The 16,123-nt window shown below is 72.2% G+C and carries 8 protein-coding genes and 2 pseudogenes; all 10 read right to left on the reverse strand.

All coding sequences use genetic code 11. The annotated features are described in order from the left end of the window. Positions 1-20 precede the first annotated feature (20 nt). The 10 genes and pseudogenes from AB8998_RS16670 to argC all read right to left on the reverse strand — a co-directional run bounded on the left by AB8998_RS16670 (position 21) and on the right by argC (position 16,085). A complete protein-coding gene (locus tag AB8998_RS16670; RefSeq protein WP_369738867.1) occupies positions 21-6,371 on the reverse strand; it encodes an SDR family NAD(P)-dependent oxidoreductase in 6,351 nt (2,116 codons plus the stop codon). A 48-nt stretch (positions 6,372-6,419) separates the two neighbouring features. Next, positions 6,420-7,482: pseudogene (locus tag AB8998_RS16675) on the reverse strand (type III polyketide synthase). 104 nt (positions 7,483-7,586) lie between these two features. Continuing rightward, positions 7,587-9,002, reverse strand: a complete 1,416-nt coding sequence (argH, locus tag AB8998_RS16680; RefSeq protein ID WP_369738869.1) for an argininosuccinate lyase — start codon at positions 9,000-9,002, stop codon at positions 7,587-7,589. 19 nt (positions 9,003-9,021) lie between these two features. Further along, on the reverse strand, positions 9,022-10,218 hold the full coding sequence (locus AB8998_RS16685) for an argininosuccinate synthase (protein ID WP_369738870.1): 1,197 nt from the start codon (positions 10,216-10,218) through the stop codon (positions 9,022-9,024). A 26-nt stretch (positions 10,219-10,244) separates the two neighbouring features. Further along, positions 10,245-10,739: an arginine repressor gene (locus AB8998_RS16690; RefSeq protein ID WP_369738871.1), complete on the reverse strand. Its 495-nt coding sequence runs from the start codon at positions 10,737-10,739 to the stop codon at positions 10,245-10,247. A gap of 48 nt (positions 10,740-10,787) precedes the next feature. Next, positions 10,788-11,711 (reverse strand): ornithine carbamoyltransferase, encoded by a 924-nt coding sequence (gene argF, locus AB8998_RS16695; RefSeq protein ID WP_369738872.1) that lies wholly within the window; start codon positions 11,709-11,711, stop codon positions 10,788-10,790. Then, positions 11,708-12,907, reverse strand: a complete 1,200-nt coding sequence (locus AB8998_RS16700) for an acetylornithine transaminase (protein WP_369738874.1) — start codon at positions 12,905-12,907, stop codon at positions 11,708-11,710. The genes argF and AB8998_RS16700 overlap by 4 nt, the downstream gene beginning before the upstream one ends. Next, positions 12,904-13,839: an acetylglutamate kinase gene (gene argB, locus AB8998_RS16705; RefSeq protein WP_369738876.1), complete on the reverse strand. Its 936-nt coding sequence runs from the start codon at positions 13,837-13,839 to the stop codon at positions 12,904-12,906. The genes AB8998_RS16700 and argB overlap by 4 nt, the downstream gene beginning before the upstream one ends. Beyond that, the gene (argJ, locus tag AB8998_RS16710) at positions 13,836-15,071 is read right to left on the reverse strand and encodes a bifunctional glutamate N-acetyltransferase/amino-acid acetyltransferase ArgJ (RefSeq protein WP_369741619.1); all 1,236 of its coding nucleotides are present in this window, start codon (positions 15,069-15,071) and stop codon (positions 13,836-13,838) included. Before argJ ends, argB begins: the two co-directional genes overlap by 4 nt. Next, positions 15,026-16,085, reverse strand: a pseudogene (gene argC, locus AB8998_RS16715) (N-acetyl-gamma-glutamyl-phosphate reductase). Before argC ends, argJ begins: the two are co-directional and overlap by 46 nt. Positions 16,086-16,123 lie beyond the last annotated feature (38 nt).

Below are 16,123 nucleotides of genomic sequence, written 5' to 3' on the forward strand. Positions count from 1 at the left end.
ACTCCTCAAGATCTGGGGCATCAGTGGCCGAGTTCCTCGTCGAGGATGGCGAAGAGTTCGCTTTCGCTGGCGGCCTGGATGTCGTCGTCGGTGTCGTCGTCGGGGCGAGCGGCGGTGGTCAGTGCGGCGAGAAGGTGGCGCAGCCGGGTGGACATCTGCGCCTTGTCGTCGGGCCCGGCGTCCGGGCGGTCGAGCAGGGTTTGCAGTTCGCGTGCGACGGCATGGAAACGGGTCATCAGGTCGGGTTCCGCGGTAGCGGTGGTGGCGCCGAGCTGGGTGTCGAGGTACTCGGCCAGGGCGGTCGGGGTCGGGTAGTCGAAGATCAGGGTGGGCGAAAGGGATAGCCCGGTGGCGGTTTTGAGCCGGTTACGCAACTCGACGGCCGTCAGCGAGTCGAAGCCGAGCTCCTGGAAGGTACGGCCGCCGTCGAGGTCTGCGGCCTGCGCAAGGCCCAGCACGGTGGCGGCGTTGCTGCACACCACGCTCACCAGGTCACGCCGCCGCGTCTCGGGGCTCAGCCCGTGCAGGCGCGCACCGAGGCCGCCCACCGACGCGGTGGCCCCGGTGTCGGCGACGACGCGGCGGGTGGGACGGGTAGCCAGGCCCAGCAGCAGCGGCGGCAGCGCCGCGGCGTGACCGGACAGCGCGGCCCGATCCAGGTGCGAGGCCACCACCACGGGGCTGTCCGCGAGCAGGGCGGCGTCGAACGACGCGAGCGCCTGTTGCGTGGACAGCGGTGCCAGCCCGACCCGGCTCATCCGGGCCTTGTCCCGGGCTGCGAGGTGCGCCGTCATCGTCGAGGACTGCTCCCAGAGCCCCCAGGCCAGCGACAGCCCGGGCAGGCCGCGGGCGCGCCGGAATCCGGCCAGCGCGTCCAGGAAGCTGTTGGCCGCGGCGTAGTTGCCCTGACCGGGCGTGCCGACGATCCCGGCCATCGAGGAGAACATCACGAACGCCGCGAGGTCGAGATCCCGGGTCAGCGAATGCAGATGCCAGGCGGCATCGGCCTTGGCCCGCAACACCGCATCGACCCGTTCCGGGGTCAACGAGGAGATCAGCCCGTCGTCGAGCACCCCGGCGGCGTGGACCACCCCGCTGAGCGGGCGGTCGGCGGGGATCCGTGCGAGCATCGCCGCCAGCGCGTCGCGGTCGGCCACGTCGCAGGCCACGACCGATACCTCGGCCCCGGCCTCGCGCAGCCCATCCACCAGTTCCGCGGCCCCGGCCGCGTCGGGGCCCGCGCGGCTGACCAGCAGGAGGTGCCGCACCCCGTGGCGGCTCACCAGGTGCCGGGCCAGCGCGGACCCGGCCATGCCCGTTCCGCCGGTGATCAGCACCGTGCCCGCGGCCAGCCCGACGCCGGGCGCGTCGGGCATGGTGAGCACCACCTTGCCGACATGCCGCGCCTGGCTGACGAACCGGTAGGCGTCCGCCGCGCGGCGCACGTCGAAAGTCTTGACCGGCAACGGCGCCAACACACCGTCGTCCAGCAGCCCGACCACCTCGGCCAGCAGCTGCGCGCAACGGTCGGGGCCCGCCTCCAGGAGGTCGAACGCGCGGTACCGCACTCCCCGATGGTCCCGGGCGACGACCTGGGCATCGCGGATGTCGGTCTTGCCCATGTCGATGAAGCGCCCGCCCGGGGCCAACAGCCGCAATGAGGCGTCGGTGAACTCACCGGCCAGCGAGTTGAGCACCACGTCCACACCCGCGCCGCCGGTGGTGGCCAGGAACTTCTGCTCGAACTCCAACGTCCGCGAGTCTCCGATGTGGTCGTCGTCGAATCCCATGTCCCGCAACGTGTCCCACTTGCCGCGGCTGGCCGTGGCGAAAACCTCTACGCCCCAATGCCTGGCCAGCTGCACCGCGGCCATCCCGACCCCGCCCGTCGCGGCGTGCACCAACACCCGCTCACCGGCGCGCAGCCCGGCCAGATCCGCCAACCCGTACCACGCCGTCAGGAACACCACCGGCATGCCCGCGGCCCGGGCCGGCGACCAGCCCCGCGGCACGCGTACCACCGAGTGCTGGTCGACCACGGCCTGCGGGCCCACCACCCCGAGGAGTCCCGTCACGAGGTCGCCGACGGCCAGTCCGGTCACGCCGGGCCCGACCGCGGCGATCACACCGGCACCCTCGACGCCCAGGTCCCCGCCACCGGGATACATCCCCAACGCCACCAACACGTCGCGAAAGTTCACGCCGACCGCCCCCACGGCCACCCGCACCTGCCCGGCGCCCGGTTCCGCCGGCGCGCAGGGCCGCACCTCCACATCCTCGATGGTGCCTCCGCCGCCGGGCGCCAGGCGCCAGCAGCCGTCCGCGGGCAACCGCAAACCCGCCGGCGCCGCCGGCGGTGTCAACCGGGCGCCGTACACGACCCCCGCCCGTATCACCAGTTGCGTTTCCCCGCAACCGGTTACATCACCCACCTCCACCGAGGCGTCGGAATCGAGGAGCATCACCCGGCCCGGATGCTCGGCCTGCGCCGAACGCACCAACCCCCACACCGCCGCGCCGGCAAGATCGCGGACCCCCTCACCCGGCAGGGCCACCGCGCCCCGGGTCAGCACCACCAGCAGCCCCGGGCCGTCACCGGCCAGCCACGTCTGCAGCACCGATAGTGCCTCGGTGGTGGCCGCGCGCACCGAACCCGTCACCGGCCCGTCGCCGGATGCCCACTCCCACACCACGGTCCCGTCGCCGGAGTCGCTGCCGCGCGGCGCCACCGGCGACCACACCACCTCCAGCAACCCGTCGGCACCGACCGGGCCCGGCGCCAGCCGCCCGGCGGACACGGGGCGCATCACCAACTCCCGCACCGACAGCACCGGCGAGCCGGCCGGGTCGGCCAATTCCACCGACACCGCGTCCGGCCCGGCCGCGGCCACCCGCACCCGTGCCCGGGAGGCGCCCTCGGCGTGCAGGCACGCGCCCTGCCACGAGAACGGCAGCACCAGCTGCGTCTGGACGCCGGCCACTCCCAGCGCGTGCAGGGCCGCGTCGAGCACCACCGGATGAATCCCGAACCCGGAGGTCACGCCGGCGTCCTGCGGGAGTTCGACCGCGGCGAAGATCTCGTCGCCCCGCCGCCACAGTGCCCGCAGTCCGCGGAAGGCCGGGCCGTACTGGTAGCCGCGCCCGGCCAGCTCGTCGTAGGCGCCGCTGACGTCCACCGCCTCCGCGCCCACCGGCGGCCACACCGACAGATCGGCGGCCGGCTCCACCGTATCCGACCCCAGCACTGCTTCGGCATGCAGCGTCCACTCCGAACCGGGCTGCGCCGCGGCGGAATACACCGACACCGCCCGCGATCCCGAATCGGCGGGAGCGGCCACCACGACCTGCAGCCGCACCCCGCCGGCCGCCGGCAGCGCCAGCGGCGCCGACACGGTGAGCTCCTCGAGCACCGGGCAGCCGACCTCGTCACCGGCCCGCAACATCAACTCCACGAAGGCGGCCCCCGGGTAGAGCACCGTGCCGGCCACCGCGTGATCGGCCAGCCACGGCTGCGCGCTCAGCGACAGCCGGCCCGTGAACACCGTCTGGCCCGAGTCGGGCCGCTCCACCGTCGCGCCCAGCACGCCGTGTTCGATGCGCGCCAACCCCACCGCGGCCACATCGGATCCCGCCGCAGCGGGCGGCAGCCAGAACCTGCGCCGCGCGAAGCCATACGTCGGCAGCGGTACCCGCCGGGCGTCCAGGCCGGTGAACACCGCGGGCCAGTCCACCCGCACGCCGGCGACGCTCGCCTGGCCCAGCGACAGATGGAACCGCTGCAGGCCGCCGTCGTCGCGCCCGAGGGTGGGGACGACGACGGCGTCGCCGCGTTCGGCCACGGTGTCCTCGATGCCGGCGATCAGCACCGGGTGCGGGCTGGATTCGACGAAGACCCGGTACCCGTCGGCGTGCGCGGCGCGGACCGCCCGTTCGAATTGCACTGTCTGGCGGACGCTTTGGTACCAGTACTCGGCGTCCAGCGCGGCGGTGTCGACGGAGGCGCCGGTGACGGTCGAGAAGAACGCGACCGAGGAGGAACGGGGAGCGATGCCGCACAGCGCCTCGGCGAGGGGCTCGCGGATCGCGTCGACCTGTTCCGAATGCGACGCGTAGTCCACGTCGATGGTGCGGGCCCGCACGTCCTCGGCCGCGCAACGGCGCATCAGCCCGGCCAGCGCGTCCGGTGTGCCGGAGACGGCGACCGCCGAAACGCCGTTGACCGCGGCGATGTTGAGGTGATCCGCCCATGGCGCGATCAACTCGGCCGCCCGTTCCGCGCCGCAGGCCAGCGACACCATGCCGCCCGCGCCCGCCAGCCGCACCAGCAGCCGGCTGCGCAACGCCACCACCCGCGCGGCGTCCTCGAGCGACAGCGCCCCGGCCACGTAGGCCGCCGCGATCTCGCCCTGGGAGTGGCCGATCACCGCGTCGGGCAGCACCCCCACCGAGCGCCACAACTGGGCCAGCGACACCATGACCGCCCACAGCGCCGGCTGCACCACGTCCACCCGGTCCAGCCCGGGCGCGCCGGGCGCGCCGCGCAGGACGTCGATCAGCGACCACGGCACGTGCTCGCCGAGCGCCTTGTCGCAGCGGGTGATGTGTTCGGCGAACACCGTTGATTCCTCGAGCAACTGGGCACCCATGCCGGTCCACTGGGAGCCCTGGCCGGGGAACACGAACACGGTCTTGCCCACCGGCCGCGCCCGGCCCACCACCACACCCGCGCCCGGGGCGCCGGCGGCCAGACCGGCCAGCCCGCTCATCAATCGCCCGCGATCCGGCCCCGCCAGCACCGCCCGGTGCTCGAACAGCGACCGCGTCGACACCAGGGACCAACCCACGTCCACCGCATGCAGATCCGCGTCGGCCGACAGGTGCGCCAGCAGGCGGGCGGCCTGGTTGGTCAGCGCCTCGGCCGACCGGGCCGACAACACCCAGGGCACCGGCGCATCGGCGCGTTGTGCCGGCGGGCTTTCCGGCGCGGCGGGGACCTCTTCGACGATCACGTGCGCGTTGGTGCCGCTGATCCCGAACGACGACACGCCCGCGCGCCGCGGCCGGCCCTCGGCGGGCCATGGGCGCGGCTCGGTCAGCAGTGACACCGCGCCGGCCGACCAGTCCACGTGCGGCGTCGGCGCGTCGACGTGCAGCGTCTTGGGCATCACGCCGTGCCGCATCGCCTGCACCATCTTGATCACCCCGGCCGTCCCGGCCGCGGCGGACGTGTGCCCCATGTTCGACTTGATCGACCCCAACCACAGCGGCCGGTCCGCGGGCCGGTCCTGGCCGTAGGTGGCCAGAAGTGCTTGTGCCTCAATGGGATCCCCGAGCGTGGTGCCGGTGCCATGCCCCTCGACCACGTCCACGTCGGCCGTGCCCAGGCGGGCGCTGGCCAGCGCCGCGCGGATCACCCGCTGCTGCGCCGGCCCGTTGGGCGTGGCCAGCCCGTTGGAGGCGCCGTCCTGGTTCACCGCCGTACCCCGCAGCACCGCCAGCACCGGATGGCCCCGTCGGCGCGCGTCGGTCAAGCGCTCCAGCACCAGCACCCCGGCGCCCTCGGAGAACCCGGTGCCGTCGGCGGCGGCCGCATACGCCTTGCACCGGCCGTCGGCCGACAGGGCGCGCTGGCGGCTGAAGTCGACGAACATCGCCGGGGTCGCCATGACGGTCACACCACCGGCCAGCGCGAGATCGCACTCGCCCGACCGCAGCGACTGCACCGCCAGATGCATCGCCACCAGCGACGACGAGCACGCCGTGTCCACCGAAACCGCGGGGCCTTCCAGCCCCAGCGTGTACGCCACCCGCCCCGAGGCCACGCTCAGCGTCGACCCGCGCAGCCCGTAGCGCTCCAACTCGCCGGGTACCCGCCCCTGGCCGCCGTAGGAGCCGTGGAACACCCCGGCGAACACGCCCGTCGGCGAACCCCGCAACGTCGACGGGTCGATCCCGGCGCGTTCCAACGCCTCCCACGACACCTCCAGCAGCAGGCGCTGCTGGGGGTCCATCGCCAGCGCCTCGCTGGGCGCGATCCCGAAGAACGCGGCGTCGAAGCCGGCCACGTCCGCCAGGAACCCGCCCGAGCGGGTGTAGGACCTGCCCGTCGCGTCGGGGTCGGGATCGAACAGTTCCGCCACGTCCCAGCCCCGGTCCGCGGGAAACTCGGAGACCACGTCGCGGCCGTCGGCGACCAGCCGCCACAAGCCTTCCGGTGAATCCACCCCGCCCGGGTAGCGGCAGCCCATCCCGACCACCGCCACCGGCTCGGTGGCCAGCGCGAGGAACTGACGGTTCTCGCGCTTGAGCCGCTCGTTTTCCTTCAGGGTCTTCCGCAGGGCCTCGACGAGCTCTGCGTGGCTGCTGGTCACCGGGCGACCCGGCCTCTCAAAGCGCGCAGCGCAGTCCCCGATCGCGCATCAGTGCCAGCGCAGCAACACGAGTTCGGAACAGAATCCCGGCCCCATCGCGATCATCAGCCCGGGGCTGTCACTGGGCGGCGGTTTGGCGATGGTGTCGCGCAGCACATGCAGCACCGAAGCCGACGAGAGGTTGCCGATCTCCCCGAGCGAGCGCCAGGTCAGTTCCAGGGCCTGCGGCGGCAGGTTCAGGCTTTCGGTGATCGCCTCGATGATCTTGGGGCCGCCGGGGTGGGTGACCCACGCGCCGATATCGGTGGTCGTCAGGCCGTGGTCGCCCAGGAACGCCGTGACGTCCCCGGCCAGGTACTGGCGGACCGTGTCCGCCAGGTCCCGCGACAGCACGAGCTCGAACCCGGCGGCGCCGACGTCGTAGCCCATGGTGCGCAGCGAGTCCGGGTACAGATGGCTGCGCGAGTCGAGGACGTCGGGCCCGCCGGCGCCCGTCTGTTCGGCGCGGCGCTCGCCGACGGCGACCACCGCGCCGGCCCCGTCGGCGAACAGCGCGCTGCCGACAAGGCCGGGCAGCGACGGCTTGTACCCCGGGTAGGTCAGCGAGCAGAGCTCGACGGAGACCAGGGCCGCGACGCCGTCCGGCGCGCCGCGCAGGTAGTCGTGCAGCCGGCCCACACCCGCCGCCCCGGCCACGCAGCCCAGGCCGAACAGGGGCACCCGCCGCACGTCGTCGCGCAGGCAGCCGTCCGGCGATCCGGGCGTCCAGGGACGGCACGGCCAGCCCGGTCACCGTCGTCGTGATGAGCAGGTCGACGTCCTGCGGCTGCAGCCCCGCCTCGTCCAGGGCGCCGGCGAGGGCCTTGCAGCCGAGGTCGACGGCGCTGTCGATGAAGATGCGGTTGGCCACCCCGAACTCGGTCAGCGTGGGGTAACGCTCCAGGGGCAGGACCAGGTGGCGGCCGTTGACCTTGGCGCTGGTGTGCAGCTGCCGAACGATGTCCTCGTAGCCCTCGAACTCCGGAATGCTGACGAAGAAGTCGGTCAGCTCTCGCTGGGTATAGCGGTAGGGCGGCAACGCGCCGAACACTCCCGCGACGACGCTTCTCATCGGCACCCCTTTTGGAGACGGAGATCGCGGCCGAGATTTTCGGCCACTTCTCAACGATGCCGGAGTTTAGTCGCTCCGAATGCGGGAACGCCGGGTCCGGGCGTCTACCTGCGGCGCAGTTGGTCGGCGAGGCTTTCGCGGCGTGACATGACCGCTTCCAGCTGTTCGGCGACCCGCGCCGGCGCGGTGCCGCCGCGGGCGTCCCGCGAGGCCACCGACCCCTCGATCGTCAGCACCTCCCGGACCCGGGGCGTCAGCTCGGGGCCGATCGCGGCCAACTCGTCGTCGGTCAGCTCGTCGAGGCCGACGCCGCGTGCCTCGGCGGTGCGCACCGCCGCACCCGCGGCCTCGTGCGCGGTCCGGAACGGCACGCCCTGGCGCACCAGCCACTCGGCGATGTCGGTGGCCAGCGTGTAGCCGGCCGGGGCCAGGGCCGCCATCCGCTCGACGTCGAAGGTCAGGCTGGCCACTAGCCCGGCCATCGCCGGCAGCAGCAGCTCCAGCTGGGCCACCGAGTCGAACACCGGCTCCTTGTCCTCCTGCAGGTCGCGGTTGTAGGCCAAGGGCTGGGCCTTCAGCGTGGCCAGCAACCCGGTCAGGTTGCCGATCAGCCGGCCCGACTTGCCGCGCGCCAGCTCGGCGATGTCGGGGTTCTTCTTCTGCGGCATGATCGAGCTCCCGGTCGACCACGAGTCGTGCAGCCTGGCGTAGCCGAACTCCGTCGAACTCCACAGGATGATGTCCTCGGCCAGCCGGGACAGGTCGACGGCGATCATGGCGAACACGAACGCGGCCTCGGCGGCGAAATCGCGGGCCGCGGTGGCGTCGATCGAATTCTCGGCGGCCGCCCGGAATCCCAGCTCCGCGGCGATGGCGTCCGGGTCCAGCCCCAGCGACGAGCCGGCCAGCGCGCCCGAGCCGTAGGGCGATATCGCCGCGCGCTTGTCGAAGTCGACGATGCGTTCCACGTCGCGCAGCAAGGGGTGGGCGTGCGCGAGCAGGTGGTGGGCCAGCAGGACGGGCTGCGCGGACTGCAGGTGGGTCTTGCCGGGCATGATCGCACTCGGGTGGGCCCCGGCCTGGGTGGCCAGCGCGGCGACGACGTCGAGCGCCCCGGCGGCGACCCGGCGGGCCGCGTCGCGCAGCCACATCCGGAACAGGGTGGCCACCTGGTCGTTGCGGGAACGGCCGGCTCGCAGGCGCCCACCCAGGTCGGCCCCGACCCGGTCGATCAGTCCGCGCTCGAGCGCGGCGTGCACGTCCTCGTCGCTGACCAGCGGGGCGAAGCTGCCGTCGGCGACGTCGGAGGCCAGGCTGTCCAGGCCGGCCAGCAGCCCGTCGCGTTGGTCTTCGGTGAGCAGACCGGCCCGGAACAGGATTACGGTGTGGGCCTTGGAGGCGGTGACGTCGTAGGGGGCCAGCACCCAGTCGAAGTGGGTGGACTTGCTCAGCGCGGCCAGCGCGTCCGACGGCCCGTCGGCGAACCGCCCGCCCCACAGCGACCCCTCCCGCGTGCTCACTTTCTCTCCGCGAGCACCGTCACGCCAGATCCCGGCGGGCGGCCAGCTTGGACGACAACCCGTGCACGTAGACGAAGCCCTTGGCGGCCGACTGGTCGAAGCTGTCGCCCTCGTCGTAGGTGGCCAGGTTGAAGTCGTAGAGGGATTCCGCGCTGCGCCGGCCGTTCACGGCGATGTGGCCGCCGTGCAACACCATCCGGATCTCCCCGGAGACGTGCTCCTGGGTCTTGGCGACGAACGTCTCCAGCGCCGTCTTCAGCGGCGAATACCACAGGCCGTCGTAGACCAGTTCGGCCCAGCGCTGGTCGGTGTGGCGCTTGAACCGTCCCAGCTCGCGCTCGAGGGTGACGTGCTCGAGTTCGGTGTGGGCCGTGATCAGCACCATCGCCCCGGGCGCCTCGTAGATCTCGCGGCTCTTGATGCCCACCAGGCGGTCCTCGACGACGTCGAGGCGCCCCACGCCCTGCGCGCCGGCGCGCTCGTTGAGCTCCTTGATCGCCTGCAGCATGGTGACCGGCTTGCCGTCGATGGACACCGGCACCCCGCGCTCGAACCCGACGATCACCTCGTCAGGCGTGCTCCAGTTCAGGGTCGGGTCTTCGGTGTAGGCGTAGATGTCCTTGGTGGGCGCGTTCCACAGGTGTTCCAGGAAGCCCGTCTCCACCGCGCGGCCCCACACGTTCTGGTCGATGGAGAACGGCGAGCGCTTGGTGACGTTGATCGGGATGGCGTTCTCCTCGGCGAACGCGATGGCCTTCTCCCGCGTCCAGGCGTAGTCGCGCACCGGCGCCAGCACCTCGAGATCCGGTGCCAGCGAAGCGAATCCGACCTCGAAGCGCACCTGGTCGTTGCCCTTGCCGGTGCAGCCGTGTGCGACGATGCTGCCGCCGTGCTCGCGGGCGGCCGCCACCAGATGTTTGGCGATCAGCGGCCGGCTGATCGCCGACACCAGCGGGTAGCGGTCCATGTAGAGCGCGTTGTTCTGCACGGTGGGCAGGCAGTAGCCCTGCGCGAACTCGTCGCGTGCGTCGACGACGACCGCCTCCACGGCGCCGCAGTCCAGCGCCCGCTGGCGGATGACCTCCATGTCCTCGCCGCCCTGGCCGAGGTCGATCGCCACCGCCACGACCTCGCGGCCGGTCTCCTTGCCTATCCAGCTGATCGCCACCGACGTGTCCAGCCCACCGGAATACGCCAGGATGACGCGTTCTGACATGAACCAACTCCTTTTAGTTGAAACGCTTACGTGAGCTTTTCCAGTGCGCTGGCCAGCTCGGTACCGGTCATGGGCTCGCGGGCCGCCACGAAGACGGTGTCGTCGCCCGCGATGGTGCCGACGACGTACGGTAGCGCCGCGCGATCGATCGCGCTGGCCAAATAGTCCGCCGCGCCGGGCGGGGTGCGCAGCACCGCGAGGTTCCCGCTGGCGTCCGCCGACACCAGCAGGTCGCTGAGCAGCCGCGACAGCCGCGCGGTGCCGCCGGACACCCCGCGCACCGGGCTGCCGTCCTCGGGCACGATGTAGACCCCGACGCCGCCGTCGGCGCCGCGCAGCTTGACCGCGCCCAGTTCCTCGAGGTCGCGCGACAGCGTGGCCTGGGTGACGTCGATGCCCTCGCCCGCCAGCCGCGCGGCCAGCTCGCTCTGGCTGCGCACCGGCGAGGACGACAGGATCGCCACGATCCGGGCCTGCCGCCCGGCCCGCGTCGTCTCCGGTGTCGCCTTCGATCTAGTCAACGGCGCCACTCCTCCTCACCGCTTCGCTCTGCATCATCGCCGGCGCGGTCATGAGCGCCGCTCCAGCAGCCACACCAGCAGCGCCTTCTGGGCGTGCAGCCGGTTCTCGGCCTCGTCCCAGACGGCGCTGGCCGGGCCGTCCATCACCTCGTCGGTGATCTCCTCACCTCGGTGGGCCGGAAGGCAGTGCAGCACAATGGCTTCGGGGTCGGCCAGGCTCAGCAGTCGCTGGTTGAGCCGATAGGGGCGGAACGGGCCCACGCGGTCCAGCCCGTCGGCCTCCTGCCCCATCGACGTCCAGGTGTCGGTGACCAGGACGTCGGCGCCGGAGGCGGCCACCTCGGCGTCGGTGGTGACGGTCACCGACGCGCCGGTGGCCTGCGCCCGGTTGTGGGCCGCCGACAACACATCCCGGTCCGGGACGAAGCCGTCCGGGGCGGCGATGGTGACATGGATGCCCGCGGTGACCCCGCCCAGCATCAGCGAGTGGGCCATGTTGTTGGCGCCGTCGCCGAAGTAGGACAGCCGCAGCCCCCGCAGCGTTCCCTTGCGCTCGGCGATGGTCTGCAGGTCGGCCAGCACCTGGCAGGGGTGGAACTCGTCGGAGAGCGCGTTGACCACCGGCACCGTCGCGGTCGAGGCCATCGCCTCCAGGCGCTCCTGACCGAACGTGCGCCAGACGATCGCTTCGACGTAGCGCGACAACACGTTCGCGGTGTCCTGCAGGGTCTCGTCGCGGCCCAGCTGGGTGGCGTGGCTGTCGACGACGACCGCGTGGCCGCCGAGCTGGGCTATGCCGAGCTCGAACGAGAACCGGGTGCGCGTGGAGTTCTTGTCGAAGATGACGGCGACGCCGCGCGGGCCCTCCAGCGGACGGCGGCTGAACGGGTCCTTCTTGAGTTCGGCTGCCAGTGTGAGGATCTCGGCCTGCTCTTGGGGCGACAGGTCGTCGTCGCGCAGGAAGTTTCTCATGCCGGCGTCCCTGCCGCGTCCAGGATGCCCGGCAGCGCGGCGACGAAGCTGTCGGCCTGGGCTTCGGTGATGATCAGCGGCGGCGCCAGCCGCAGCACGTCGGGCGCCGGGGCGTTGATGAGGAACCCGGCCTCGCGGGCGGCGGCCTCGGCCTCCTTGGCGCGCGGCGCGCTCAGCGCGACGCCCAGCAGCAGCCCGCGGCCGCGCACGTGGTCGATCAGCGGGTGCCCGAGCGCCTCGATGCCGTGGCGCAGCGACTTGCCCATCATCTCGGCGTGCCGGACCAGGTCCTCGTCCCGGAGCACCCGCACCACCGCCAGCGCCGCCGCGGTGCAGACCGGGTTGCCGCCGAAGGTGCTGCCGTGCAGTCCCGGCGTCAGCAGGTCGGCGGCCGGTCCGACGGCCAGGCACGCGCCGATGGGCAGGCCGCCGCCGAGCCCTTTGGCCAGCGTCACCACGTCGGGGGTGATGCCGTCGTGCTGGTGGGCGAAAAACGCCCCGGTGCGGCCCATTCCGGTCTGCACCTCGTCGATGGCCAGCAGCGCGCCGTGCCGCGCGGTGATCTCGCGCGCGGCGGGCAAATAGCCGGCGGGCGGGACGACGACGCCGCCCTCCCCCATGATCGGTTCGAGGAACACTGCGGCCGTGGCGTCGTCGACCGCGGCGGCCAGCGCGTCGGCGTCCCCGTAGGGCACGTGGGTGACGTGGCCGGGCAGCGGCTCGAACGGCGCCTGCTTGCTCGGCTGGCCCGTCAGCGCCAGCGCCCCCATCGTCCGGCCGTGGAAACCACCTTGTGCAGCAACAATTTTGGTGCGCCCGGTGAGCCGGGACAGCTTGAAGGCCGCCTCGTTGGCCTCGGCGCCGGAGTTGCAGAAGAACACCCGGGCCGGCGCGGGCGCGTCGAGCAGGGCGACCAGTTCCTCGGCGAGCGCGATGCCGGGTTCGGTGGCGTAGAGGTTCGAGGTGTGGCCCAATGTCCGCATCTGCTGCGTGACGGCCTCCACGACCGCGGGGTGCCGATGGCCCAGGACGTTGACCGCGATGCCGGCGAGCAGGTCCAGGTAGGTCTTGCCGTCCACGTCGGTGACCGTGGCGCCGTCACCGCGGGCCAGGGCGACGGTCGGGGTGCCGTAGTTGTTCATCATCACGGCTTCCCACCGCTGCCGAATTGTGGCCGTGTCCGTCACGCTTGTCACCTGCGCCGCTCCTCCGCAGCTTTTCCGATCGCACCGCGCCGCTTATCGTCGCCGGCGCGCACCACCTTGGTCCCGGTGCCCGCGTCGGTGAAAAGCTCCACCAACACACAGTGTTCGACCCGGCCGTCGATGATGTGGGCGCTGGGCACGCCACCGGTGACGGCCCGCAGACACGCCTCGACCTTGGGGATCATGCCCTCCTCCAGCGTGGGTAGCAGTTGCGACAGTGTAGCGGTGTCGATTTCGCTGACCAGCGATTCTTTCTCGGGCCACCGCGTGTACAGGCCCTCGATATCGGTGAGCACCAAAAGCTTTTCGGCCCCAAGGGCTTCGGCCAGCGCCGCGGCGGCGGTGTCGGAGTTGATATTGTGCACCACGCCGTCCTCGTCGGGCGCCAGCGTCGACACCACCGGGATGCGGCGCGCTGCAATGAGATCCAGCAATGCGGCTGTGTTGACGTGGGCGACGTCTCCGACCAGGCCTATGTCGGTGGCCACGCCGTCGACGTTGACGCTGCGCCGGATCGCGGTGAACAGCTGGGCGTCCTCACCGGTCACGCCGACGGCATAGGGCCCGTGCGCGTTGACGAGGTTGACCAGCTCGCGCCCGACCTGCCCGAACAACACCATCCGCGCCACGTCGAGCACTTCCGGTGTGGTGACGCGGAATCCGCCCTTGAAGTCGCCCGCGATGCCGAGGCGCCGCAGCATGGCCGTGATCTGGGGGCCGCCGCCGTGCACGACGACCGGGTGGATGCCGCAGTTGCGCAGGAAGGCCATGTCCGCGGCGAAGGCGTGTTTGAGCGTGTCGTCGATCATGGCGTTGCCGCCGTATTTGACCACGACGATCTTGCCGTGCAGTTGCTTGAGCCACGGTAGGGCCTCGGCCAGCACCTCGGCCTTGAGCTGCGTGGGCAGGGTGTCGACGTTCACGAGCTGTAGGCCGAGTTCTCTTCGACATAGGCGTGCGAGAGGTCGGTGGTCCGGACGGCGGCCCGCCCGTCACCGACCGCGAGGTCGATGGTGACGTCGATGTCGGTGACCGACAGGTCCACCTCGCGCGCCCCGGGCACCCCGACGCTGTCGACGCACACCGCGGAACCGTTGAACGACACGGCGATCCGGTCGGGGTCCAGGTGGACCGGCGCCATACCGACGGCTGCCAGCACCCGGCCCCAGTTGGGGTCGGACCCGAACAGCGCGGTTTTGACCAGGCTGTCGCGGGCTACCAGGCGCGCGACGGTCAGCGCGTCGTCGTCGGAGGCGGCCCCGGTGACGGTGACGATGACGCGTTTGGTGACACCCTCGGCGTCAGCCTGCAGCTGCGCGCACAGGTCGTCACAGGCCCGCAGCACGGCCTCGTCGAGATCGGCCTGGGGCGGGGCGATTCCGCTGGCCCCCGAGGCCAGCAGCAGCACGGTGTCGTTGGTGGAGCAGCTGCCGTCGACGTCGAGCCGGTCGAAGGTGCGCGCGGTGGCGCGGCGCAGCGCGGTGTCGAGGGCCGCCGGCTCGACGGCGGCGTCGGTGGTGAGCACGCACAGCATGGTGGCCAGCGATGGGGCGAGCATGCCCGCCCCCTTGGCCATCCCGCCGACCGTCCAGGCGTCGGGGTGATGCACCGCAACCTGTTTGGCGACCTTGTCGGTGGTCATGATGGCCTGGGCGGCCTCGTCGCCTCCGGACAGGCCGCCGGCCATCTCGCGCACGATGTCGCGGGCCCCGGCGAGCACCCTGTCCATCGGCAACCGGTCGCCGATGAGGCCGGTGGAGCAGACCGCGACCTCGATGGCCCCGGTCTCGGTCCCCCATTCCGACAACGCGGCCGCGACGGCCTCCGCCGTGGCGTGGGTGTCCTGGAAGCCTCCCGGCCCGGTGCAGGCGTTGGCGCCGCCGGAGTTGAGGATGACCGCACGCAGCCGGCCGGTGGTGAGCACCTGCTGGCTCCACAGCACCGGCGCGGCCTTGACTTTGTTGGAGGTGAAGACACCGGCGGCGGCATAGTCGGGCCCCTCGTTGAAGACCAGCGCGAGGTCGCGGGCCCCGGACGCCTTGATACCGGCGGCGATGCCGGCGGCCCGGAATCCGGCCGGGGCGGTCACGCCCTGCTCGCGCAGCAACCTCACGGCGCCACCCCGACCACCGAAAGGCCCTGGGTCTCCGGCCAGCCCAGCGCCAGGTTCATCGACTGCACCGCGGCACCGCCGGTGCCCTTGACCAGGTTGTCGATCGCGGCGATCGCCACGAAGGTCTCGGCGGCCTCGTCGACGGCCACGGCGACGTGGGCCGCGTTGCTGCCGATGACCGCGCCGGTGCGCGGCAGCTGCCCCTCGGGCATCACGTAGATGAAAGGCTCCGTCTGGTAGGCCTTTTCGTAGGCGGCCCGCAGCTGGGACAGCGGGGATCGGGTGCGCGCCGTGCAGGTCGCCAAAATCCCGCGGGAGGTGGGGATCAGCACCGGGGTGAACGACACCGTGACGTCGCGGTCGGCGACCGCGCCCAACCCCTGGGCGATCTCGGGGGTGTGCCGGTGGGCTCCGGCGATGTTGTAGGCCCGCGCCGACCCGATGACCTCCGAGCCGAGCAGGTCCGTCTTGGCGGCACGACCGGCGCCCGACGTGCCGCTGACGGCCACGACGGTGACGGCGGGCTCGATCAGGCCCTCGGCGACCGCCGGCCACAGCGCCAGCAGCGCCGCGGTCGGGTAACAGCCCGGGACGGCGATGCGGCGCGCGCCGCGCAGCCGTTCGCGCCCACCGGGAAGCTCCGGAAGGCCGTATGGCCAGCTGCCGGCGTGGGGGGATCCGTAGAAGCGCTCCCAGGCGGCGGCGTCGGTGAGCCGGAAGTCCGCGCCGCAGTCGACGATCAGGGTTTGGGGGCTCAGCACTTCGGCCAGCGCCGCCGAATGCCCGTGCGGCAGCGCCAAAAACACCACGTCGTGGCCGACGAGGACGGAACGGTCGGTGGGCTCGACCACGCGCTGGGCCAAGGGCGTCAGGTGCGGGTGGTGCTCACCGAGGGCGCTGCCGGCGCTGGCCGCGGCGGTCACCACGCCGATGGAAAGCCGTCCGTCGCCGTAGGCCGGGTGCCCGAGTAGCAGCCTGAGGATCTCTCCGCCCGCGTAGCCGGTCGCCCCTGCGACGGCGACCCTGATCACGTCGGCCATTTCGACGATTCTGCATGGTTATGCAGCACTTTGCAAATCCATTCTGACGCTCCG

Source organism: Mycobacterium sp. HUMS_12744610 (assembly GCF_041206865.1).
GTDB classification, from domain to species: Bacteria; Actinomycetota; Actinomycetes; order Mycobacteriales; family Mycobacteriaceae; genus Mycobacterium; species Mycobacterium servetii.

What these genes read in the sequence shown, in the direction of transcription:
- AB8998_RS16685 (WP_369738870.1), bottom strand. Translation starts at nt 10,218, where the DNA reads ATGTCAGAACGCGTCATCCTGGCGTATTCCGGTGGGCTGGACACGTCG.
- argF (WP_369738872.1), bottom strand. Translation starts at nt 11,711, where the DNA reads ATGAGAAACTTCCTGCGCGACGACGACCTGTCGCCCCAAGAGCAGGCC.